At 62.4% G+C, this 24187-nt stretch carries 19 protein-coding genes; 10 read left to right on the top strand and 9 right to left on the bottom strand.

The features are described 5' to 3' along the window. Positions 1–72 precede the first annotated feature (72 nt). The 5 genes from ONR57_RS15300 (at position 73) to ONR57_RS15280 (ending at position 7323) form a co-directional block, all read left to right on the top strand. Entirely contained in the window at positions 73–1056 is a 984-nt protein-coding gene (locus ONR57_RS15300) for an AraC family transcriptional regulator (RefSeq protein WP_265124384.1), read from the top strand. An 88-nt stretch (positions 1057–1144) separates the two neighbouring features. After that, positions 1145–2740: an NAD(P)/FAD-dependent oxidoreductase gene (locus ONR57_RS15295; protein WP_265124383.1), complete on the top strand. Its 1596-nt coding sequence runs from the start codon at positions 1145–1147 to the stop codon at positions 2738–2740. Positions 2741–2750: 10 nt separating this feature from the next. Beyond that, entirely contained in the window at positions 2751–3530 is a 780-nt protein-coding gene (locus ONR57_RS15290) for a cyclase family protein (protein WP_265124382.1), read from the top strand. A 2-nt stretch (positions 3531–3532) separates the two neighbouring features. Continuing rightward, a complete protein-coding gene (locus ONR57_RS15285) occupies positions 3533–5698 on the top strand; it encodes an indolepyruvate ferredoxin oxidoreductase subunit alpha (RefSeq protein ID WP_265124381.1) in 2166 nt (721 codons plus the stop codon). Next, positions 5695–7323: an indolepyruvate oxidoreductase subunit beta family protein gene (locus tag ONR57_RS15280; protein ID WP_265124380.1), complete on the top strand. Its 1629-nt coding sequence runs from the start codon at positions 5695–5697 to the stop codon at positions 7321–7323. Before ONR57_RS15285 ends, ONR57_RS15280 begins: the two co-directional genes overlap by 4 nt. Here ONR57_RS15280 and ONR57_RS15275 read toward each other — a convergent pair. Next, complete coding sequence (locus tag ONR57_RS15275; RefSeq protein WP_265124379.1) at positions 7320–7769, bottom strand: DUF6194 family protein; 450 nt, start codon at positions 7767–7769, stop codon at positions 7320–7322. The two genes, ONR57_RS15280 and ONR57_RS15275, sit on opposite strands and share 4 nt — an antisense overlap. A gap of 64 nt (positions 7770–7833) precedes the next feature. On the opposite strand from ONR57_RS15275, the gene ONR57_RS15270 reads away from it, so the two are divergent. Continuing rightward, complete coding sequence (locus ONR57_RS15270) at positions 7834–8349, top strand: MerR family transcriptional regulator (protein ID WP_265124378.1); 516 nt, start codon at positions 7834–7836, stop codon at positions 8347–8349. Positions 8350–8813: 464 nt separating this feature from the next. On the opposite strand, the gene ONR57_RS15265 is transcribed toward ONR57_RS15270, so the two are convergent. The 5 genes from ONR57_RS15265 to ONR57_RS15245 form a co-directional block, all read right to left on the bottom strand. After that, complete coding sequence (locus tag ONR57_RS15265; protein WP_265124377.1) at positions 8814–9080, bottom strand: hypothetical protein; 267 nt, start codon at positions 9078–9080, stop codon at positions 8814–8816. A gap of 85 nt (positions 9081–9165) precedes the next feature. Continuing rightward, the gene (locus ONR57_RS15260) at positions 9166–10344 is read right to left on the bottom strand and encodes an NADP-dependent malic enzyme (RefSeq protein WP_265124376.1); all 1179 of its coding nucleotides are present in this window, start codon (positions 10342–10344) and stop codon (positions 9166–9168) included. Positions 10345–10414: 70 nt separating this feature from the next. After that, a complete protein-coding gene (locus tag ONR57_RS15255; protein WP_279347862.1) occupies positions 10415–11173 on the bottom strand; it encodes an Asp/Glu racemase in 759 nt (252 codons plus the stop codon). Between the two features lie 2 nt (positions 11174–11175). Beyond that, positions 11176–12078: a fumarylacetoacetate hydrolase family protein gene (locus ONR57_RS15250; protein ID WP_265124375.1), complete on the bottom strand. Its 903-nt coding sequence runs from the start codon at positions 12076–12078 to the stop codon at positions 11176–11178. A gap of 26 nt (positions 12079–12104) precedes the next feature. Continuing rightward, positions 12105–13217 (bottom strand): cupin domain-containing protein, encoded by a 1113-nt coding sequence (locus tag ONR57_RS15245; protein ID WP_265124374.1) that lies wholly within the window; start codon positions 13215–13217, stop codon positions 12105–12107. 117 nt (positions 13218–13334) lie between these two features. On the opposite strand from ONR57_RS15245, the gene ONR57_RS15240 reads away from it, so the two are divergent. From ONR57_RS15240 to ONR57_RS15230, 3 genes are read left to right on the top strand one after another with little or no spacing between them, the layout of a single operon-like run. Further along, positions 13335–13730, top strand: coding sequence for a thioesterase family protein (locus ONR57_RS15240; protein ID WP_265124373.1), 396 nt, complete (start codon positions 13335–13337; stop codon positions 13728–13730). After that, a complete protein-coding gene (locus ONR57_RS15235; RefSeq protein ID WP_265124372.1) occupies positions 13727–16102 on the top strand; it encodes a bifunctional salicylyl-CoA 5-hydroxylase/oxidoreductase in 2376 nt (791 codons plus the stop codon). Before ONR57_RS15240 ends, ONR57_RS15235 begins: the two co-directional genes overlap by 4 nt. Continuing rightward, positions 16102–17181, top strand: coding sequence for a carbon-nitrogen hydrolase family protein (locus ONR57_RS15230; protein WP_265124371.1), 1080 nt, complete (start codon positions 16102–16104; stop codon positions 17179–17181). The genes ONR57_RS15235 and ONR57_RS15230 overlap by 1 nt, the downstream gene beginning before the upstream one ends. On the opposite strand, the gene ONR57_RS15225 is transcribed toward ONR57_RS15230, so the two are convergent. Next, entirely contained in the window at positions 17062–17925 is an 864-nt protein-coding gene (locus tag ONR57_RS15225; RefSeq protein WP_265124370.1) for a PaaX family transcriptional regulator C-terminal domain-containing protein, read from the bottom strand. The two genes, ONR57_RS15230 and ONR57_RS15225, sit on opposite strands and share 120 nt — an antisense overlap. A 183-nt stretch (positions 17926–18108) precedes the next feature. On the opposite strand from ONR57_RS15225, the gene ONR57_RS15220 reads away from it, so the two are divergent. Then, positions 18109–18702 carry a flavin reductase family protein gene (locus tag ONR57_RS15220; RefSeq protein ID WP_265124369.1) on the top strand — a complete coding sequence of 198 codons (594 nt, stop codon included), beginning with the start codon at positions 18109–18111 and terminating at the stop codon, positions 18700–18702. Between the two features lie 7 nt (positions 18703–18709). Here the strand turns inward: ONR57_RS15220 and ONR57_RS15215 are convergent, their stop codons facing one another. Together ONR57_RS15215 and ONR57_RS15210 are read right to left on the bottom strand one after the other, a co-directional pair. Beyond that, the gene (locus ONR57_RS15215; protein WP_265124368.1) at positions 18710–22135 is read right to left on the bottom strand and encodes a serine/threonine-protein kinase; all 3426 of its coding nucleotides are present in this window, start codon (positions 22133–22135) and stop codon (positions 18710–18712) included. A gap of 119 nt (positions 22136–22254) precedes the next feature. Next, positions 22255–24165 carry an ABC transporter ATP-binding protein gene (locus tag ONR57_RS15210; RefSeq protein WP_265124367.1) on the bottom strand — a complete coding sequence of 637 codons (1911 nt, stop codon included), beginning with the start codon at positions 24163–24165 and terminating at the stop codon, positions 22255–22257. Positions 24166–24187 lie beyond the last annotated feature (22 nt).

Below are 24187 nucleotides of genomic sequence, written 5' to 3'. Positions count from 1 at the left end.
GCGGATAACGCTGGATAGCGCGTCTTTGTGACGGTAGTCTTGAGGGCGATATACCCGCGGGATGGAGGCCACTTGTTGCGCCCGATCGAACGTAATCTTCCATTGGCTCGCTATGAGCGTGTCCACTCACGTGATGTCGACCAGGCTCGCGCGACTGTCGAGGAGGCGTTTTGTTCGCATCGCCTGGTTCCAGCAGCGGGGAATCTTGAAGTCCGATTTCACGCAGTGCAGGTCGGCGGCGTGGGGCTGCACTACCTCGACTACGGCAGCGATGTGCGCATCCAGCCAGACAACCTGACCGACTGCTACCTCGTGCAGATACCCCTGCACGGAACTGCGGAGGTCCGCAGCAGCTCTGCGGAAGTCGTATCGTCGCCCACCGTCGCCTCAATTCTCGGTCCTGACAACCAGTACGACATGCTGTGGCGGGCCGGGAACCGGCAACTCATCGTGAAACTCGACCGGACGGCTGTTGAACAACACCTGCACAAGAGTCTCGGTGTGCCCCTGGGCCGCCAGCTGCGCTTTCAGCTCGATATGGACTTGACCGCACCTTTGATTCGGTCGTGGCGAAGCATTGTCAACCTGCTCAGTACCGAGGTGGAGAACGACGGGACGATACCGGCTGAACCGCTCGCAATGCGCGAGATGGAACGACTGCTACTCACGCAGCTGTTCCTCGCGCAACCGAACAACTACAGCGGCGCGTTGCATTCCCCGCCGGCACGGGTGGTGCCGCGAGTCATTCAGCGAGCCGCGGATTTGATCGAAGCCCATGCTGCGGAGCCATTGACCGTGGAAGACATCGCCGTCGCAGTGAATGTCAGTGTCCGGGCGCTGCAGGACGGTTTCCGGAGCGCATTCGACACGACACCGATGAATTACTTGCGGGAGGTCCGGCTGCGAAAAGCGCACGCGGACCTGATGGCTGCGGACCCGAGCGCGATCACCGTCACCGACGTCGCGGTGCGCTGGGGATTTCTGCATCTCGGACGGTTCTCCGTAATGTACCGGGCGCGTTTTGGAGAGTCTCCCTCACAGACGCTCCGTCACTAAACGCTATCTGTACAACGCTCGCGTCCTGTGGATAGCCCCCTGTCTTAACTGGACATAACGTCTTCCCCCAATAAGCGTTGGGAGAAGCATGGTGGCTACTGAAGTCGATGCGATCGTCATCGGATCTGGAATCAATGGAATGGTTGCCGCAGCCGAACTCGGCCGCGCGGGCTGGTCGGTCGCTCTGCTTGAGCGCAACGAGGAGATCGGTGGCTTCATCGCGAGTAGCGAGCTGACAGCACCGGGCTACATCCACGACACGTACTCGTCGTGGCATCCACTCTTCCTGTCCAGCCCTGCATACGGCGTCCTGGGCGAAGACCTGGCGCGCCACGGCCTAGAATACCGCAACACCGACGAACTGATGACAGCCAGCGTTGCCGACGATGGCGCGGTCTCCCTCGCGTATCGCGATCCAGATCTGACCGCAGGGGAGTTCACTAAGGCCGAGGATGGTCAGGCGTATCTCGAAGCGCTGCAACAGTTCGGCTGCAACGCGAAACACTTCGGCGCACTGATGGGCACTGAACTCCGGCGCCCCGCAGTGGCCGCACTGCTGGCGCGGTTCCTCAAGACAAATGGCAGGCGCGGGGCTGAAGCATGGATGCGGGATATGGCAACCTCGGGCCGCTCCTACTGCTCCAGAACCTTCCAGGGGCATGAAGTCGACCATCTGTGGGCGCCGTGGCTGCTGCACGCCGGCCTCTCGCCAGACCATGCGGCTGGCGGGCTGATGATTCCCGTTTTCGCAGCGACGCTGCACGGGTTCGGGCTGCCCGTCGTCGCGGGCGGATCTGCCAACTTGATTAGGGCGTTCCGCGGCATTTTCGCCGAGACAGGCGTGCAGGTGCACACCGGAGCCGAGGCGGAACGAATCGTTGTCGACTCGGGACGCGCGGTGGCAGTCGAAACCGCAGACCAGCGCATTCGGGCACGCAGAGCGATCCTCGCATCGGTCACTCCCACCGCGCTGTACGGCTCGTTACTGCCGGAAAGGGCAAGTACTCCAGACCTTCGCCGACAGGCGGCTGCGTATCGGTACGGCAGAGCAGAGATGCAAGTACACGTGGCGCTGTCCGCTCCGCCCAAATGGCGCGACCCACGTTTGAATCGGGTCCCGCTCGTGCACATCAGTGATGGGTCAGCCAGCACCGGGATCGCGTGCGCTGAAGCGGAAGCCGGCTTGTTGCCGCAGCGGCCCACCGTGGTGGTCGGGCAGCAGTTTCTGCTCGACCCGAGCCGTGTGCCGCACGGTGCCGGCGCGTTGTGGCTGCAGCTGCAGGAGGTTCCCTTCACTCCGCGCGGTGACGCGCGCGGGCAGCTCGACACCACCGCGGGCTGGACCGCCGATCTCGCGCGCGACTTCGCGCAACGTGCACTGGACCGTGTCGCCGCCCATACGGAGGGTTTGGCGGGGCAAGTCCTCGATGTGCATGTGGTTACACCACGGGATCTCCATGCGTACAACGTGAATGCCGTTGCGGGCGACCCGTACGGCGGCAATTGCGAGCTCGACCAGAGTTTCGTATGGCGGCCGTTGCCGGGATCGGGACGACACCGCACGAACGTCAAGAGTCTGTGGCACATCGGGGCCTCGACTCATCCCGGCGCTGGGCTCGGTGCGGGCTCCGGCCACCTCGTTGCGTCCGCGCTCACCGCGCGGTCGCGGTCCACATTCAACTAAGGAGTCACCCATGTCACTGATCACCGATTTGCTAACCGGCATCAGCAGCGGCCGTATCGAACTGATCGACCTCACCGCGCCGCTCACAGAAAAGACGCCCGTTCTGGCGCTGCCGGAACCCTACAAGAACGCGCAGCCGTTTGAGCTGGAGCTCATCAGCCGCTTCGACGAAAATGGGCCCGGGTGGTACTGGAATAACATCCACACCGGCGAGCACACAGGGACGCACGTGGACGCACCCAATCATTGGATCACCGGCAGGGATGGTCTCGACGTGTCGGAAATCCCGCTTAACGCGCTCTTCGCGCCCGCGGTCGTGCTTGACGTTACTGAACGGGCGAACAAGGATCCCGATTTCCTCCTTCAGATCTCAGATGTCGAAGAATGGCAAGCCGCCAACGGGCCGCTCCCGCGCGGGGGATGGCTGCTCTACCGCACCGGGTGGGGCAGCCGCGCCCACAACGCGGAAGATTTCGCGAATGCCGACGACACCGGACCCCACACCCCTGGTGTCTCCGCTGAATGCGCCAAGTGGCTCGCGGAAGAGACCGAACTGGCCGGGTTCGGCGTCGAAACCGTGGGGACTGACGCTGGGCAAGCGACCGCGCTAGACCCGATCTTCCCGTGTCACCACTACCTGCTTGGTGCAGGAAAAATCGGGCTCACGCAGCTGCAGAACCTAGACCGGCTGCCCGCGACCGGCATTGCACTGGCCGTCCTGCCGCTCCCCATCGTTGGCGGTTCTGGCAGCCCCGCGCGTGTCGTCGCGCTGGTCGAGAACAAGGAGTAGGTATGGCCGAGCGGTCCTTTGTCGCCGAGGTGCAGAAGCTTCGGCGTGGTGCGGGTGAAACCCTGCACGTCGAGGGCATCCTCGCCGTTACCAAAGCGCTCCTGCAGTCAGGGGTCGCCTATGTCGGTGGTTACCAGGGTGCACCGATTTCCCACCTGATGGACGTCCTTGGTGACGCCCAAGAAATCCTCGAAGAGCTGGACGTGTACTTCGAGAACAGCGCATCGGAGGCGACCGCCGCGGCGATGCTGGCCGCGTCGGTGCATTACCCTCTGCGCGGCGCCGTCACCTTCAAGTCGACAGTCGGTTTGAACGTCGCCTCCGATGCCCTCGCTAACTTGGCGAGTGGTGGCGTCAAGGGCGGTGCCCTTGTCATTCTCGGCGAGGACTACGGCGAAGGCTCGAGCATCATGCAAGAACGCTCGCACGCGTTCGCCATGAAGTCGCAGATGTGGCTGCTCGATCCCCGCCCCAACGTGTCGGCGATCGTGGATGCCGTCGAGGCGGGTTTCGAATTGTCGGAGGCCAGCAACACGCCAGTCATGCTTGAGCTACGCCTGCGTTCGTGCCATTTGCACGGCGGGTTCAACGCAAAAGACAACGTACGCCCGGCAATGACCGTTAAGGACGCCCTCGAGAACCCAGTTCGTGACATCGACCGGATTGTGTTGCCTCCAGCGAGCTTCCTGCATGAGCGGGAAAAGATCGAGCAGCGGTGGCCTGCTGCAGTTCGGTTCATCAAAGAGCGCGGAATAAACGAGGTCTTTGCCAACGATCGTGCCGACGTCGGGATCATCGTCCAGGGCGGGCTGTACAACACCCTGAACCGGTCGCTGGAGCTGCTGGGGTGCTCGGATGCCTTCGGTAACAGCGAGATTCCCCTCTATGTCATGAACGTGACGTATCCCGTCGTCGATGACGAAATAATCGATTATTGTGCAGGCAAGCGCGCCGTCCTGCTCGTGGAAGAAGGCCAGCCCGACTATATCGAGCAGAACCTCAACGCGATCCTGCGTCGCGCAGATATCCCGACCGCCCTGCACGGCAAGGACATGCTCGCGGTGGCAGGGGAGTACACCTCCGCCGTCGTCACGCGCGGAGTTCAGACCTTTCTTGAGCGCTACCACCCTGACGCGATTGCCCAAAAGCCGCCCGTGCTGCTCGGACCGGATGACCCGCAGAGTCCCTTCGCCACTCGCGCACCATCCGAGTCGGTCCGGCCACGTCCGCCAGGCCTGTGCACGGGCTGCCCCGAGCGGCCCATCTTCAGCGGACTGAAACTCGCCGAGCGGGAGACCGGCAAACACCACATCAGCGCTGACATCGGATGTCACCTCTTCGCGGTTAACGCACCGTTCGACCTTGGCGCCACGACAATGGGTTATGGGCTTGGCTCCGCCGGCGCCGCAGCGCTGAACTCCAAGGACACCGATCAGCGCAGCATCGCCGTTATGGGCGACGGCGGATTCTGGCACAACGGCCTCACGAGCGGGGTCGGCAACGCCGTATTCAACAAGAGTGACCAGCTGCTCGTCGTCGTCGACAATGCCTACGCCGCAGCGACCGGCGGACAAGACGTGTTGTCCTCACCGGCGGAACTGGAGACGCGGTCGACTCAGCATCCCATCGAGAAGGCGGCGCGCGGCGTCGGTGTCGAGTGGGCGAAGACCATCGACAACACCTATGACGTGGGTGCGGTGCGCGATGCGTTCGTCGAGGCACTGACCACCGAGGAACCCGGCCCCAAAGTGCTCGTGATGCAGAGTGAGTGCCAGCTCAACAAACAGCGGAGGGAAAAGCCCGTCCGCAAGAAAGCGCTGGCGGAAGGCAAACGAGTTGTGCGCGAGCGGTTCGGCGTCGATGCCGAAACATGCACCGGTGATCACGCCTGCATTCGCATTTCCGGGTGCCCGTCCCTCACCATCGCTGACAATCCTGACCCAATGCGCACCGACCCAATCGCGACAGTATTGGACAGTTGCGTCGGCTGCGGAGTGTGCGGCGCCAATGCCCACGCCGCGGTGCTTTGTCCTTCGTTCTATCGGACTGATGTCATTGACAATCCGAATCGCCGTGACCGAGCGCTCGCGGCGGTCCGGTCGTGGTGGATCAAGATAGCTTCGCGCGGGATTGAACGCCGCGCCGCTCGATTCGAGGTAGCAGCATGACCAGCAGTTGGTATGACGGCCGCCGGCCGATCACTCTCGCGATTCTCGCTCTGGGCGGCGAAGGCGGCGGCGTGCTCTCCGACTGGATCGTCGCCGTCGCGGAGCAGGCCGGATACTGGGCGCAAAGCACCTCTGTTGCTGGCGTCGCGCAGCGGACCGGCGCGACTGTCTATTACGTTGAACTCCTGCCACCCGCACCTAAGACTCCGGTGCCGGACGGTTCCGGGCGAGCAGAGCCTGTCCTGAGCCTCTTCCCGACGCCGGGCGAGGTCGACGTCCTCATCGCGTCGGAACTGATGGAGTGCGGACGGGCCATCCAGCGTGGATTTGTCACCCCGGACCGCACGACCCTTATCACGTCGACGAGCCGCACCTACGCGATCGACGAGAAGATGGCGCTGGCCGACGGCCGTGTCGATAGCGACGCCCTGATCGCGTCGGCAGAACACGCGGCGAAACGCTTGGTAGCGGCCGACTTCATGGAGATCTCGGAAAAGGCGAGCAGCGTGATCAGCGCAGCGCTGTTCGGGGCGCTCGCGGGTTCAGGAGCGCTCCCGTTCAGCAGGGAACAGTTCGAAGCCCCAATTCGCGAATTCGGCAAGGGTGTGGAGTCCTCACTGAAGGCCTTCGCGGGCGGATTCGAGGCGGCAGGCCGACCGTCATCAGCAGCGGCGCGCACACCAGCACGCAAGTCGCAACCCGTCGAGCTGACTCTCGTCCCGCGACCGGTCACAGCCGAAGACCGCAAGGCGAAGGAGGAGGCGGAACGAAACAAGGTGGCCGCCACCGACCCGGCAGCGCTCGTCGGCACCGCACTGCGGCCGCTCGCGGAAAAGGTACTGGACCTGCCTGCCGCCGCACGGTCGATGATCCTGCACGGCCTGGTGCGGACCGCGGTGTATCAAAGCCTTGCTTACGCCGAACAATACTTGGCACGGGTGGCCAAATTTGCCCAGATCGATCCTGACCCCGAGGGAGCAGCCAGGCTCACGACAGAGGCAGCACGCCACATCGCGCTGTGGATGTGTTACCAGGACACCATCCAGGTAGCGCTGCAGAAGACCCGAAAAGCTCGCATGGAGCGCATTCGGAAGGAAGCAAAGGCGGAGCCTGCACAGTTGATGCAAGTGCGTGAGTACCTGCACCCACAGATCGACGAAATCACCGACACGATGCCATCACGGCTTGGTGCCCGGCTGCGCCGAACGAAGTGGTTCGAGCGCCTGGTGCAGAAGCTCACCCACAAGGGGATGATCCTGAACACGAGTTCGGTGATCGGCTACACGATGCTATGTGTGATGGCCAGGCTGCGGCCGCTGCGTCCCCGTTCGCTGCGGTTTGTCCGGGAACAGGCTGCCATCGAAACCTGGATCGACACCGCGCTCGCGGCAGCCAACCACGATTTGGCGCGGGAGATCATCGAATGTCAGCGCGTGCTGAAAGGCTATGGCGCGACGTACGAGCACGGAAACAACAGTTTCGAGAAGCTCATGGTGGCGGCGCGTTCCCTGGGCGGGGCACCTGATGGCGCGATCCGGCTCGCGCGGCTGCGGGCGGCGGCACTTGCTGACGAAGACGGGTCTGCGCTTGCGGTGCAGCTTGCCGAACTTGATCTGGCGAGCTAGCGCCCTGCTCGGCGCTTCGCATCGGCATGCGCCTGCCGCAAAAGCCTGTCTGCCAACTCCAGTGTGTTTACGTCTGGGTTGGTGATCGATACCCAACCCTGTGCGCGGTACAGCGGGTGCGGGAGAACCACGTCGGTGGCGGTGTAGTCCCGCGGTGTCGCCTTGGCCCGCGGGTTCTCACCAATGAGTTCGGCGAACACGTCTTTGCCGACGTAAATATTAAGTCTCCAACGATTGGGGTCATCGAGATCGCACATGGTGTCGTCGGGGTAATTCTTCGTGACGATGGTGGCGTAGGGCTGCACGCGGGTCGGCACCTGGCCGTCGGGGGCGTAGTAGAAGAAGTGGTCTCCCCAGGCGATCTCCGGGAACCTCGAAGCGCTGGGCGTGATCCCTGCTGCAGCCAGGTCACGCAACGGGTACCGGCAGTTCTCCGCAACGCACATACGTTACCTTCAGGCGTATCGCGACCTCGCTTACGCCGTGGGGCCGGTCGAGGCTCGCCGAGCGATGCGAGAGATTCGCATACAGCCGCCCGACCAAGGGGCAGCAACGATTTGCGGGTTCCATGCCAGGCTCAACTGCGAGCGAGAGCAGGCACTTGCGGCACGATTCGCGCTGGAGTCCATCCGAACCGAGGTGACGTCTGACGCTGAGCCCGTCGAAGGCGACGTTATGACCATCACCGAGCTGTCACAGGCACTCGGAATCAGGCCATCCACGCTTCGGTTCTGGGAGACGGCCGGTCTCGTAGCGCCCGAGCGAGTCACAACGCGAGCAGGCACAGCGCGCCGCTACACCCTCGCCGCTGTCCGGGAAGCACGCATTACCGCCGCCCTCCGAGCTGGTGGTTACCGCATCCCGGACGTACTGAAGGCGATCACAGCTGTCCGCGACCTCAACGACGTGAGCGACCCGATCGCGGCGCTCGATGAGCAGTTGGAGGCAATCGCCCACCGAGCGCTCGCACTTCTCCGTGCCGGGCCTACGTTGGCAGGGATCATCGAATCAGCCCGGGAAGCGTGACAACACTGTTCTCGTGCCGTTGGCGATCCCGCGAGCGGATCTTCAAACGAAGCAGCACCACTTCCTTTGAAGGTGTGCCGCCGCGGAATTTCCAGAACGGTGCCCGCGGTTCACTTTCGGCCCGGTGCGCTAGTGGCCGCTTTTTCAGCATGTACGAACTGAACGTGTTGTACAACCAATCGTACGATGGTTGGCCGGGCATTTATATGCACTGCGGGATTAGGGGCGCAGCACTACGTGCAACGCAGACGCAGTAATCCCGGCCGGTACGGGAACGCCAACACGAGCCACTTTCCTCACCTCGGGGGAAACATTAGTTGCATATTATGGAACTGTTTCAAACTTTTCCAGGCAAGGGCCCCTGATGGGATCCGGGCGTATCCGCTGCCCTACGAGCAGGAAGAACCTGCGCTGGCCGGTCTCGATAGGGCGTATCCTCGCGGATTAACAAGGTGACGATGGCGTCAAGCGAATGTGACGGCGACTATCGCCGCGATGAGTGCGGCTCCTGTGCCGCCGAGAACTGTCAGTCGAGATTCTGAACTGGTCACCTTCTGCAGAACGAAGGTGAGAAGTCCTACTGCAACGGCTCCCACTGCGACAGCGTTGGTGTTCACCATCGAAAAGACCAGCGCGAGTGCGACGTACAGGACCAGAAAGGTGAGCGCCGCGGAGAAGGGTGCGGCGAACGGTTTGATCGCGTTGTTGTTGCTCAGTGGCCGGGTGGTCATCGGAAGCACTCCCTTGCTACGCCGTTGATGCCGATGATCTCAGCGGCGAGACCACCGGTGATTGCACTGAATTCAACTGCTGTCACTAAAGCGCCGATGCTTCAGCAACAGCGGCTGCGACGGCCGGGGCTACACGCGGATCAAGCGGGCTGGGCACAATCCTGTCCGTAGCGAGATCGTCGCCGAGTACAGACAGGATCGCATGGGCGGCCGCAAGCTTCATCGCTTCCGTTATGCGGCGTGCCCCCGCGTCGAGTGCTCCCTTGAATACACCGGGAAATGCGAGCACATTGTTGATCTGGTTGGGGAAGTCGCTGCGTCCGGTGGCGACGATCGCAGCGTATTGGCTCGCGAGATCAGGGTGAATCTCAGGGTCTGGGTTAGAAAGTGCGAACACAATCGGATCTGCCGCCATAGTAGCGATGTCGTTCGGCGTGATTTTCGCTCCCGACACACCGAGAAAGACATCCGAGCCACGCAGCGCGTCAGCGATGCCACCGCGCCGGTTGGTACGGTTCGTGCGTGCAGCGAGTTCGCGTTTGACTGGGGTCAGATCGTCCCTGCTTGTGGCAAGGATTCCATTGGAGTCCACGACGATGACGTCACCGACGCCCGCGGTCAGCAGGATGTTCGCGCACGCGACTCCGGCAGCACCTGCGCCGTAGACAACGACGCGCAGATCCGCGAGCCGACGGCCCTGCACCCTCGCCGCACCGGTCAGCGCAGCGAGTACGACGATTGCCGTCCCGTGCTGGTCGTCGTGCATGACCGGGCAGTCGAGTGCCTCAATGACGCGTTGTTCGATCTCGAAACACGCGGGGGCAGCGATGTCTTCAAGATTCACCGCACCGAAACTCGGGCGGAGCCGAACCAGCGTTTCCACGATCTCGTCGGGATCACTCGTCGCGAGAACCAGCGGAATTGAGTTGAGACCGGCGAACTTCTTGAACAGCGCGGACTTGCCCTCCATCACGGGAAGTGCGGCGCGGGGACCGATATTGCCGAGTCCCAGCACCGCAGAGCCGTCGGATACGACTGCAACGAGGCGACTGCTCCACGTGTAATCGTCCGCGAGCTTCTCGTCAGTAGCAATCGCTCGGCTGACTTGAGCGACGCCCGGCGTGTACGCGATCGACAGGTCACGCTGGGTTGCGAGCGGTGCGCCCAGGCTGACATTCAATTTGCCACCCAGGTGGCCGGCGAAGATCTCCTCTTCTGTCACGGAAACGCTTGAGGTTGCGGTGAATTCGGATGTTACGGACAAAGGAGAGCTCCTCGAGAAACGTTGAGAGGGCGCGGCAGTTTGAGCGATAGGCTGCCGCGCGGCTGAGAGGTTAGGCGTTGGCGTACGCGCCGGAGAGCAAGCTACCCCCACCGGGGGCGATCGCGGGCAGGTCCAGCGCGCGCATCAGTTGGTGTGCGGTCGATACCGCCGCCGAAATCACCGGCTTGCCGAGTTCGTTCTCGACGATTTCGATGGACGGCAGAGATGGCATCTGGACGCACGCCGATAGGACGACGACGTCAGCGTCCTCATAGTCGAGTCCCTTGGCTATGCCGACCAGGTTCCGCGGGTCATGCGCCGCGACATCGAGATTGTTGGGAATCTCTAGTGCCCGGTAGTCACCGACCTCGAATCCTTGTTCGCCGATGTAGTCGACCACCATGCGGGTGAGCGGCAGCATGTAGGGTGCGATCAGGGCGATCTTTTTAGCCCCCATGATGTTCAGTGCGCTGATCAGCGCGCCCGCGCTGGTGACGACAGGCGCCTTGGCGCCGTTTGCGCTCGTCACTTCGCCCAGCTTCGACTCTGACAGGCAGTGGTAGCCGCTGCCCATACTCATGATTGCGACGAGGCATGCGTAGCCGAGGACGTCGACGTGGGCGTCGGACAGCTCGGCCGCGCACCGCGTGGAGTCAGCGTCCATCGCCTCGAGCTGTGCTTTCGTCACCTCCTGCATGCGCATCCTGCTTGAGTGGAACGTAAACCTCTCGGGCGCAATGGTTTCCCGTGCGCGAAACAGTGCGGGTATCTCAGTCTCCATGGTGACATTGGAGCTGGGGACGATCTGGCCAATGCGGTACACCGACATGCTTAGCGGCCTTCCTGACGAGCGTCGATGACCGGATTACGCAGCGTGCCAATAGATTCAACGGTGCACTCAACAACGTCGCCGGGGAAGAGGAACTGTTGCGGGGTGAAGCTTGCGCCGACACCTGCGGGCGAACCAGTGGCGATGACATCACCGGGTTCCAGCGTCATTCCGGAGGTGATATCGGCAATCAGTTCAGGAATGCGGAAAAGCATGTAGCTGGTATTGGACTTCTGCTTGACCTCTCCGTTGACCCGCAGTGAGAGGTCGAGATCGTGGGGATCGGTGACGCTGTCGCGGGTGCGCACGGCAGGACCGAACGGCGCGTAGGAATCCTGGCCTTTGGAGAAGAACCACTGTCCGCCGCGCCTTTGATCGCGCGCGCTGATGTCGTTGACGATGCTGTAGCCGAACACGTAGTCGTATGCGTCCTGGGCTGCGACGTTCTTGGCGGTCTTGCCGATAATTACGGCGAGTTCACATTCCCAGTCGAGCTGCTGGGTCAGATCGGCATTGTGCTGGATAGGTTCTTCGGGACCAACGACGGCGGTGCCGGGCTTGCTGAAGAGTACCGGCCGCTGCGGCAGTTCCTTGTCGGTGTCCAATGTGCGTGCGGACTCTGCGACGTGCTCGGTGTAATTCAGTCCGACCCCGATGATCTTTCCGGGGCGGAAGGGCGCATGCAGCGTGACGTCCGCAACGGGAAGCGTGAAGTCGGCCGCCTCCCCGGAATCGAGCAGCCGTTGCAGCACATCGATGTCACCCGTGCTCACCACTTCGAGCAGGTTCTGCGGGATCGTGACACCTGCATGTGCAGCGAGCGCGGTGAGATCGACGAGGGAGTCGTTGTCCTGCACGCCAATCCGGCGCTCGTGGCGGGCGGTGGAGAAGTTTACGAGCAGCATGGGGGTTCCTCTGTATCCGTTGGGGTTTAGTTGGTGGGCTGGTAGCCGTCGTTGTCCAAGTAAGGTTCTTCACGCCAGAAGGTCAGGGAGCGCATGACGGGGAAGTCGTTGAACGAGAACAGGCAAGCATCGTCGGTGCTGCTGAGATTGGCGTGTTCGTGCCACGCCCACGAGGGCACGCAGAACACGTCACCCTGCTGCCAGTCGAACCGCTGGCCGGCTATCACCGAGTACCCCTCACCCTTCGCGACGTTGTAGATGACGGAGCCGGTGTGCCGGTGTGCCTGGGTGTGCTGCCCCGGCTGAAGCAGTTGCATGTGCGCGCTCATCGTCGGCATCACGGAACCGCCGGTTCTTGGATTGGAATACTCGAGGATGATGCCGTCGTACGGTGAACCGGCCGATGCTTTGGCAGCGTTGCGCAACGCGGCATAGGTCTCCTCCCAGGGGTACGCGAACAGTGGCGAGTACGGCTTAGTCCAGCTGTCCTCGAACCCATAGGGCCGCAACTGGCCCGCGCCATGCGTGAGGAGCGAGGAGTTCACGACGCCGGTGCGTTCCTGATAGATGTTCGGATGTACTTCGTAGAACCCGGCGTCGAGTGCATTGACCAATGGAATGTCCAGGCCGTCTTGCCAGATCACCGGACCGTCGGTGCCTTCGTTACCGTGCTCGTGCCAGGCGTGATTGGGTGTGATCGCGAAATCGCCTGGCCCTACCTTCAGTTTCTGGCCATCAACGACTGTCCACGCGCCCTGGCCTTCGACAACGAAGCGCAGCGCCGCAGCCATGTGCCGGTGGGCGGTCATCGATTCGCCCGGGCCCATAACCTGCAGCCCGGTGTACAACAGGCCGACAGCCGCGGCAATGTCCTTGCGCTCTGGGTTGACCAGGGCCACAACGCGACGTCCCGCGTCGTCAGCCTTGACCAGATCAAGTGACTCCAGAACCAGCGGCCGCAGGTCTCGGTAGCGCCACAGCATAGGCACCGAAACCGGTTGCGGGAACCACGGTTCGATCTTGTTGGCCACTCGCCACAGCGCAACGGTCTCGTGCTTGTCGAGTTCGTTGTAGAACTCCTCGAGTTTCGCTGTGTCTTTGACTCGCGCCCGGCCGAGGACGTCATCGCTGTACGTCATTGCGCCTGCCCCTCTTGGTAGTAGCTGACCTTCCGACAGCAAATGTACGGCATCTTGACGGTCGTCACAAGTACGCTATATTGATTTCTTGTCGGCGTTCACAGAGAGGACATAGTCATGGCGGAGGTTACGCTGGAGCGGCGAGTGGAGTGGTACGACACCGATGCAGCAGGTCACCAGCACCACTCGTGCATTGTTAGGTTCGTCGAGGCGGCGGAAGCCGAACTCATGCGTCAGCATGGGCTGGCATGGCTATTCGGCCGAACCCCGCGGGTACGGCACGAGATCAACTACCGCAAGAGGCTGTGGTTTGGCGAGGTAGTACAGACAAATCTGCGGCTGCGCCGAGTGGGCACCACGTCGATGACGTTTGAATTTGAGGTCCGGGGCCAGGAGGGTGTTGCCGCTGACGGTGAACTCATCATCGCCCATGCCCCGCCGGACGCTTCGTCGTCATCGCCCTGGCCTGCAGAGGTCGTGACCGCCTTCGTCGGCGAGGCGGTGGCGAAATGAGCCTGAGAATCGCAATCATCGGCGGCGGTCCGGGCGGGCTGTACTTCGCGGCGCTCGCCAAGCAGCTGGATCCGGGTCGTGAGATCGTGGTCTTCGAACGCAACGCAGCTGACACAACGTTCGGCTTCGGCGTCGTGTTCTCCGACGAGACGCTCGACGGCATCACCAGCGCTGACCCCCAGATCTTTGCGCAGATGGAGGATGGCTTCGCTCGCTGGTCGGACCTCGACGTGCGCTATCGAGGAGAGACGCTCACCTCAGGTGGGCACGGATTTGCAGCTATCGAACGCCGAGTGCTGCTGAACATTCTGCAAGATCGGTGTGCAGCTGTTGGCGTCGATGTGCGCTACCGCACAGTGGCGCCGTCGGCGGATCAACTCGCCGCCACGTACGACCTCGTAGTCGGTGCTGACGGCATTAACTCGGTCACGAGAAACGCGCACCCTGAGGTGTACGGACCTAGCTTGGATCAGCGCCACTGCCGCTACATGTGGCTGGCTACCGACAAGGTCTTCGACGCTTTCACCTTCATTGTCGCCGAGACCGAATTTGGGCCAATGCAGGTGCACGCGTATCCCTTCAGTGATCAGCGCAGCACCTTCATTATTGAGATGAATGAAAGCACGTGGCGTGCTGCGGGATTTGACCAGCGAGACGTTCCGGTAGGGGAAAGCGACACCGAAAGCATAGAGGTGTGCGAGCGACTCTTCGCCGATCACCTCGACGGGCACCGGTTGCTGAGCAACAACTCCCGGTGGATTCGGTTCAGCACTGTTCGGAACCAGACCTGGCGCAACGGAAACGTTGTGCTGCTCGGCGACGCTGCGCACACCGCGCACTTCTCGATCGGATCGGGCACGAAGCTGGCCATGGAAGATTCGCTGGCCCTTGCCGCCAGCCTCGAAGTTGACGCCGCCGACGTGCCAGAGGCATTGCGCCGGTATGAGTCCGAGCGCCGCCCGGTAGTGGAGTCGACCCAGCGCGCGGCACAGGCGAGCCTGGAGTGGTTTGAATCAATCGCTCACTCCATCGGCCAAGAGGCCCCACAGTTCGGGTTCAACCTCCTCACCCGAAGCCGTCGTGTCACCTACGAGAACCTGGCCGAACGCGATCCCGAATATCTGAACGGCCTGAACCGGTGGTTCCACGAGCACTGTGCCAGCGCTGCTCAACCGCAACCGCCGCGCCCGATGTTCGAGCAATTCCAGTTGCGCGAGCTCACGCTGAAGAACAGAATCGTCGCGGCGCCCGTCGCGATCTACAGCGCGGAGAAGGGTGTGGTCGCGGAGGCGGAACTGGTCCGGATGGCGAGCCTTGCCCTGGGCGGTGCAGGCCTCGTGATGACCGGCATGACTGCCGTCACCCCAACTGGTCGTGTGACGCCCGCATGCGCTGGACTTTATAACGCGGAACAGGTTTCGGCCTTCCGGCGGATCACCGACCTCATCCACGAGACCAGCAGTGCGGCGGTCGGCGTACAGCTGAACCATGCGGGAAGGAAGGGTGCCACTGCCGTTCCCCGGGCCGGAAGCATCGGAGAACCCCTCGGTGCGGAAGGCTGGGAGACAGTCGCGCCCTCACCGATTGCCTACGGCGCACTCCCCGCACCGCGCGCACTGGACACCGACGAGATGTCGGCTATCATCGCGGATTTTGCAGCTGCCGCACGCGCAGCCCACGAGGCCGGTTTCGACGTTGTGGAACTGCAAGCGGGTCATGGCTTTCTTCTTTCGACGTTCCTCTCGCCGTTGACCAATCATCGAACGGATGAGTACGGCGGCTCACTGCACAACCGCTTGCGGTTCCCCCTCGAGGTGATCGACGCTGTTCGTTCGGCGTGGCCGGTGGGCAAGCCGCTGATCGTTCGTATCTCGGCAACGGACTGGTTCGAAGGCGGCACCACGCTCGATGACGCAGTGGCAATTGCCCGCGGGTTCGCCGAGCACGGCGCTGACGCGATCGATGTGTCAAGCGGTGAGGTTGTCGCCGAAGAGGCTCCTGAGTACGGGCGCGGATATCAGACGCCGTTCGCAGAGCGGATTCGAAATGACGTCGCGATACCCACCATCGCGGTTGGCTCGATATCGACTGCAGACGACGCGAATACGATCCTCCTGGCAGGCCGCGCCGACCTCATCGCGATCGGGCGTGCACACCTGCACGACCCAGCGTGGACGTTGCACGCTGCGGCTGAAATCGGATACCGCGGACCAGGCGCGCACTGGCCGTCACTCTATGCGGCCGGGTCAGCTAAGCCGCCCGCCGGTGGCCGTGCACGTCCGCAACTGACTCTTCGCCCTGAGGACGTCCCCGAAATACACCAACGATGGCAACCCGTACTTGTCCGAAACACTGTGGAGGTCGCGAGCTGATGAAAACCTTCCCGAAATTCACGGCCGCGGCGGTCCAGGCGGCGCCCGTATTTCTTGACCCCGACAAGACGGTGGAGAAGGCCGTCGCGCTGATCCATGAAGCAGCTGCGGGTGGTGCAAGCCTGATTGCGTTCCCCGAGGTTTTCGTGCCCGGATATCCGTACTGGAACTGGACGATGAATCCAGTAAAGGGCGGCGAATGGTTCGAGCGGCTCTATCGTGCAGCAATTGATGTGCCAGGACCGCATCTGGATTCCCTCCGCGCTGCCGCCGCAGCCACCCGCACCACGGTGGTTATCGGAGTCAACGAACGTGGTCGGCATAGCCTTGGCGTGCTGTACAACAGTGTGCTGACCATCGGTCCGGACGGTGCGCTGATAGGTATTCACCGCAAGCTAGTGCCTACCTGGGCGGAGAAGCTGACCTGGACAAACGGTGATGGTTCGACACTTCGGGTGCACCAAACTGAGGTCGGCCCGCTCGGGGTGCTCGCTTGCGGCGAGAACACCAACACGCTGGCGCGCTTCGCGCTCCTCGCGCAGGGTGAATTGGTGCACGTCGCCAATTACATTGCCCTGCCGGTGGCGCCGAAGGATTACGACATGGCCGACGCTATCGCGATCCGGACCGCCGCCCATGCATTCGAGGGCAAGCTCTTCTCCGTCGTCGCGTGTTCCACGGTCTCGGACGAGATCATCGAGACCGTGGCGGGCGACGATGCGGAAGCGCGGGAACTGCTGCAGCGCAAACGAAGTGCGCTGTCAGGCATCTTCGGCCCTGATGGCCGCCCAGTTACCGAGCCGCTGATCGACGAGGAGGGCATCGTGTATGGCGAGATCGATCTGAGCCGCTGCATCGCTCCGAAACAAATGCACGACATCATCGGGCACTACAACCGGTTCGACGTATTCACCCTGCACGTGAACGGAAAACCGTTGCAGCCCCTTGTGTTTGGTGGTTCAGCTGAGGAGCAGGCGGACGTGGTCATGGGCGGGCTCGGCGAGGACCTGCTGCAGCCGATTGAAAATGGTGGCGGCCGTGGCGCCGTTCCAGTCGCCGGGGAGCAATTCCAGAGGTAGGCCGGGGTCCAGGTAAGGGAGGCGCCGCCACGTGGTCAGCATCTGCACGTACGCGACGAAAGCGTCGCGCGGGCTGATCTCTGGCCGATCGGTGACCCGATGGTACAAAGGCTGGAATTGATCGATGAACTCCGCATAGAGCTCGTGGAGTTGGTCGAGATTCCACCACTGCGCCACTTTCTCCCGCAGATCAGCGAACGCGATGTGTTCGGCACGGAAAAGATCGACAAACTGGTCAAGTCCCGCCGCGCGGAGCGCGTCTGCTGTGCCTTGTTGCAGGTGCGCGGGCGCGATCCACACGCCGGGTGCGGTGGTGCCGAAGCCTTTGCTGGTGAGAATGGTGCGTATCGCGTGACGCTTACCGCGTTCTGACTCCGGAATCGAAAAGACGGCCATCAGCCACCCATCACTGACGCTTGCGCGTGATGTGTGAAAAATGCGCTGGTCGCCCTCGTGAATGATGTCAAGTGCCGACTCCGACAGCGCGTATCCGACCACGCCGTCCTTCCGGTGGCTGACGAGTATGCCCCGCCGCTTTAGCCGGCTAATCGAAGAGCGGACGGACGGTTCGTCGACGCCGAGGTCACCGAGCAGCCGCACGAGTGAGGACACCGAGAGCCAGTTCTGAGTTTCACGGGCATACAGCGCGTATATCGTGACGATCAGTCTGCGTGGCGGGTTGACCGCCGATTCTGTTGCACCGAGGTCATCTGTGACTGTGTCAGGAGGCGTTGGCCATTGCACGTGAGTCAGCATACTGACTGCCTTCCGCCCGCTGCTTGTATCGAATCAATGATGTTCGTCATCGTAACGCTATACTACAAAGCTGAGTCTAGCTCAGCGTGAAAATGAGGTAACGATGAACCTGTTGAATGTGGTGCACGATGCCACGGCTGGGCGCGCGCCTGCGGCCTCCACGGTGATCTGATGCCAGGCACTCGTACCGCATTTGATCCCGCGGTGATGCGTCCCGCTCAGTTCTATCGCGTACTCGCCGCGGCTGTCGTGCCGCGCCCGATCGCATGGGTCTCTACGGTATCCGCCGACGGCGTCCCGAATCTCGCCCCGTACAGCTTCTTTACGGTCGCGTCGACTGATCCACCGATTCTGCAGATCAACTCGATCGGGCATAAGGATACGTGGCGAAACGTCGTCGATACCGGTCAGTTCGTTGTCAATATCGGCACCGAAGCGCTGATCACCAACATGAATGCCTCATCGGAGGCTGTTCACTCGGGGATCGACGAGTTTCAGCTCAGCGGTGTAACGCCGCGGCTGAGTGAGACAGTCGCAGCGCCGGGAGTTGCAGAGGCGCCAATCGCATTCGAATGCACCAAGCATCTGATTATTGATGTCGGTAACAGCTCGCTGATTCTCGGACAGGTACGCCGGATCGAGATCGCAAATCACATTCTGGCGGCCGACGGACTTCCTGATTTCGCCAAACTCTCAGCACCTAGCAGGCTCGGCCGTTCAGATTGGGGACTCACACCGGAGACGGTCTCGCACCCGCGGCCGTGAACTGCCTTCAAACAATCCCGAGCACCTCGGCCAGGAACTCACGATGCTGTGACAACTGAGGGAACTCAGTGTGCGCGTCGAGGATGTGGCGCACCAGGGACGCCATACCCGGTCCACTGTCGAGCAGGAATTGTGGTAGCGCGAGTTCGGCGCAGCGTGCAATCGCGGGAGCGGCGGCCTCGGTCGCCGCACGGTCCCGGCCCGCAGCATGCAGGGACGCCGCGAGCAAGCCTGCGGCCTGCAGACGCGCTCGCGGCCGGTCATCACCGATTCGATTTCGCCGATTCCTCGCCATGGTGCATGCCGATTCGATGTCGGCCGCGTCGCCACGAAGCAGCTCACGGATCCGGGACTCTTCGATCAGCTCTTGCGTCGCAACCGCGATGCCGTCGACACGCGTGGTGCTGTCAGCGGCAAAATCGGTGGTAGTGACAACACAATGTGGTTGCAGGGCGCACCGAACCCGTTCGTTATCGATGCGTGCCGCCAATCTCGGCAGTTTCAGCTGTGCTGCGATCTGGGCACCTTCATCCAGGCGTTGCAGCGCAGCCTCGCGCTGACCTGTTGCGGCCTTGATGCGGGCGCCGGTGCCGTAGGTGATCAACATGAAGTCGACCACCCCGCCCTCTGCACCCAGCTGATGGCACTCATCGAGTAGCTGCTCTGCCTCAGCAGTGCAGCTACGCTCGTATAGCAACTCGCCCAGCACTGCTCCGGCGAGTCGCGCAGCGTAGGCGCGCCGCCCGCCCGACCGAATGGCCAAGTGCTGGGCGCGGCGGACCAGCTCTTCGGCCGCCTCGATAGCGAGTTGTTCGTGGGCGGCCATACCGGCGAACAGGTAGCCGTACAAGGTAGCGAATGGTCCGCCAGTCTTCTGGTGATACGGATAAGCCCATTCGATCCATCGGCGGGCATCAGAGAACTCGAATCGGTGCAAGGCGTCGAAAGCAGCAACGTTGGCCGCGCCCGACACGACAAACGGGTGCAGTGCTTCCGCTCTAACCAGGCATTTCTCGGCAGCGTCGAACAGGCCCTCGATACGGTCGGCGAACAGGTTTCCGACAGACTGCACCAAGGAAGATTCAAGAGCCCAATCGCTCACGTCGACACCAGATTCCGCGAGGGTCGACAGCATCGACTTCGTTCGCTCCATCTGTCTCTGAGTCGGTTCGGGGGCATGGTGCAACAAGACATGTGCCCAGCCGAGTGCAATCTGCAGCCGCGGCCGATCCGCAACTTGCTCTGGGGGCAGCTTGGAGATCAGTCCGAGAAGCGTCGACATCTGGGAGTTCTCTAGCAGGCTCATCCCGTCTCGTTCGACGAGGTCGGTCGCACGATCCGAATCGCCCGCAGCGAGAGCGTGGTCGACTGCGTCACTGACCATTCCCCGGGAGGCGAACCATTGCGACGCCTCGCGGTGCAACGAAATTAACCGACCGGGATGATCACGGTCTAGTCGGCGGCGCAGGAAGTCGGCGAATAGGTGGTGGTAGCGGAACCATTGCCGATCATCATCGAGCGCTCGAAGGAAAAGATCCTGATGTTCGATGCTCTCGAGAAGGTCCTGTGCGTCTTTTCGTCCGGACAGGGTTGTCGCTAGTTCTGCGCAGGTTCGTTCGGAAACCGATGTCGCCAGCATGAAATTGAGGAGCGAAGGATCGAGCGTGCTCAGCACGTTGTCTGCCAGGTACTCGGCGATCGCGCGATGCCGACCGGAAAGATGGTTGATGAACTCGCCAGGATCTTCGTGGTTGCGCAGCGATAGTGACGCCAGCTGTAGCGCAGCGACCCATCCGTCGGTTGTCTCGCGGAGATTCGCAACATCTTGTACCTCGAGCGGTAACTGGCCCAATTCAACGAGCAACGCACGTGCCTCGTCGAGATCGAAACGCAAATCAGCCGAATCGATCTCGACGAGCTCATCAGCGACCCGCATACGACTCAACGGAAGTCCCTGCCGCGACCTGCTCGTCACGACGAGTTGCAGGTGGTGGCACCCCTTCTCCAGAAGGAAGTCGATGGCACCGGTCGTGGCCGGGTTGGTGGCCCGGTGCCAGTCGTCGATAACGATGACCAGCCGCTCATGAGCTTCGTGGATCTCATTGATGAGGGAGGTCAATACGAAGCGTTCGGCCTCGTCGCCGTTTTGCTCCAGCACCTGCCGGAGTTCAGACGCGAGTTCCGGCCGCACGTGCTGGATCGCTTGGATGAGGTGCTCGAGGAACCAGGTCAGGTTATTGTCGTCCGGGTCTATGCTCAGCCACGCGACGGAAACGCCCTCGGAAAGCAGATGCTCTCGCCATTGTGCTGCGAGCGTGCTCTTGCCGAATCCTGCAGGGGCGTGAATGATAACGAGTTGCCTGCGCCCGGCGGCTGTGATTCGATCGATCAGCCTGGCGCGCTTGACGAGCGTGCGTGCTGCTAATGGCGGGCGAAACTTTGTGGCTGCGCTCGGTGGCCTCGAGTTCGCCGACGACTGTCGCATGGTGTCGGCGGGCCGCCCGGTGCGTAGCGTGTCCTGAGTCGCGACGGCGGGCGAGATTGCCATATCCACGATTCGCTGCCCGTGACTGCGCTGGATAACGCGGAGACGTTCGCCGAACTCTGCCGCCGATGCGGGGCGGTCCGAGGGCGAAATCGCCATGGTGTGTCCGATCACATCGGAGAGGTCGCGTGGAAATTGCTGACCGAGTCTGGGCACGGGCGCTGACGCGATACGCAAAAAATGTGCAACAACTTCTTCTCCAGTTCGGCGCGCAACTGCGGCATGACCGGTCACTAAGCAGAATAGAGTCGCGCCGAGCCCGTACACGTCGCTGGCAACGCTTGGCGCTTCTCCTGCGACTATTTCCGGGGCGGTGTACGCCGGTGAACCGAGGATCTCGCCAGCTGTCGTCTCGAAGCCGCCGTGCACTCGTGCGATGCCGAAGTCGGAGAGCTGCGGTTCACCGTAGTCGGTAATCAGGATGTTCGCAGGCTTCACATCACGATGCAGAATGCCGACACGGTGTCCGGACTCCAGTGCGCCCGCCACCTTCACCATGATGCTCACAGCATCGGGCCACGCAAACGGACCGTGCCGCGTGAGATAAGTTCCCAATGAATTACGAGAGTGATATGGCATCACAATGTAGGGTCGGCCGCTCATCGTCACGTCGGCGTGGAGCACCTCGACGACGTGCGGGTGACCCGACAGCTGCGCCATCGCACGTTGCTCACGCACGAAACGCGCGCGGTTGTTGGGATCGACATCAGCCGAGAGGACCTTAACCGCAACTTCGCGACCAAGCGCCGACTGGAAACACCGGAAGACTGTCCCGAAACCGCCGCGCCCAATGATTTCCGCGCGCTCCAAGCCCTCGGCCGCTAACTCCGCTTCAAGCGAGGACACACGCCCTGTGCTCCGGGTGTCGTCAGGTTCTAGCCTGGTCATCGCTCTACCGACTCATCGTAGTTCGCCGGGCCCAGATTCCCTCGAGGGAACATCGCTCAAGCGCACCGGCCTATTCGGAGTTTACGGCAGATTCGATATGCAGTGTTGGGAGCCGCGCCTTACACCCTTGCCGCTGAGGTTGCCGCCTTCCCCGCACCATTCCCAGCGGGCTGATCAGCGAACTGGGTGCGATAGAGCTCACCGTAGCGGCCACCTCGTGCGAGGAGGTCGCTGTGGGTACCGCGCTCGATGATTCGTCCGTCTTCGACGACGAGTATCTGATCGGCGGCCCGGATAGTGGAGAGCCGGTGCGCGATGACGAGCGCGGTGCGGCCCTCGAGAGCTTCGCTCAGTGCCTCTTGGACCGCCGCTTCGGACGTCGAGTCGAGGTGGGCGGTGGCTTCGTCCAGTATCACGATGCGAGGCTGCGCGAGCAGCAGCCGGGCGATGGTGAGGCGCTGACGTTCACCCCCCGACAACCGGTAGCCGCGCTCTCCGATGACTGTCTCGAGTCCGTCGGGGAGGTTGCCGATAAGGGTATCGAGCCGAGCCCGCCGGAGCACGTCCCACAACTGGTCTTCCGTCGCGTCGGGATTGGCGAGGAGGAGGTTGTCCCGCACGGATTCGTGGAAGAGATGGCCGTCCTGGGTAACCATACCGACGGTTTCCCGAATGGAGGTCGTTGCGAGGTCGCGCACGTCGACGCCGCCGAGCAGCACGCTGCCGCTGTCGACGTCGTACAGGCGCGGCACCAACTGGGCGATGGTCGATTTGCCTGCGCCGGAAGAGCCGACTAAAGCCACCATGTGGCCCGGTTCCACGTGAAACGAGATGTCGTGCAGCACATCCTTACCGGCACGGGAATCGAGCTGCGCTACCTCCTCGAGAGAGGCGAGTGAGATCTTGTCGGCGGCTGGATAGGCGAAGGAGACGTTCTTGAACTCGATCGCGGCCGGGCCCGCTGGAACCTTCATCGCGCCCGGCTTTTCCTTGATCAAGGGTTCGAGGTCGAGGACTTCGAAAACGCGTTCGAAGCTGACGAGCGCGCTCATCACGTCAACTCGTGCACTGGCAAGTGCGGTCAGCGGCGAGTAGAGCCGGGTAAGGAGCAGCGCGAGGGCCACCACCGTGCCGGGATCAAGCTGCCCGCGGAGCGCATAGAAGCCGCCGACGCCGTAGACGAGTGCGAGGGCAAGCGCGGAGACAAGCGTTAGCGCGGTGACGAAGACCCACTGCACCATTGCTGACCGGACGCCGATGTCGCGGACGCGGCTGGCGCGAATAGCGAACTCGGCGGATTCACGCTGCGGTCGCCCGAAGAGCTTCACGAGTGTCGCGCCGGGCGCTGAGAAACGCTCTGTCATCTGGGTGCTCATCGCGGAGTTGTGATTCGCTGCCTCGCGTTCGAGCCGGGCGAGCCGTGACCCCACTCGGCGGGCGGGCAGGATGAAAACTGGCAGCAAAAGCAGCGTGAGCAGTGTGATCTGCCACGAGAGGGTGATCATCACCGCGAGGGTGAGCGCGAGGGTCACCACGTTGCTGACAACGCCAGCGAGGGTGTCGCTGAATGCGCGCTGCGCTCCGATCACGTCGTTGTTGAGACGACTAACGAGCGCACCAGTGCGCGTCCGGGTGAAAAACGCAATCGGCATCCGCTGGACGTGATCGAAAACGGCGGTGCGGAGGTCGAGAATCAGCGCTTCCCCAATGCGGGCGGAGAGCCAGCGGTGGATGATGCCGAACGCGGCTTCCACGATTGCGATGGCCGCGATGATGATCGCGAGCCACGCAACGGTGGAGACACTCGCCCCGTCGACGATCGCATTGACGACACGGCCCGCGAGCAGCGGCGTCAACACAGCGAGCACTGCGAGGGCAATACCGAAGAAGAGGAAGATCCAGAGTTCACGCCGGTGCGGTTTGGCGAAATCCCAGATGCGTTTGACGGTTTCCCTGGAGAACGGCCGCCGGTCCTGCTGCGCGTACATCGCGTTGTACATGGCGTTCCATGCCGTGACTTCCATACTCATGATGCGCTCCTCGTCCCCCGGC

This window comes from Hoyosella sp. YIM 151337 (assembly GCF_026041215.1).
Taxonomy (GTDB): domain Bacteria; phylum Actinomycetota; class Actinomycetes; order Mycobacteriales; family Mycobacteriaceae; genus Hoyosella.
This window is presented reverse-complemented; position numbering and strand designations above follow the sequence as displayed.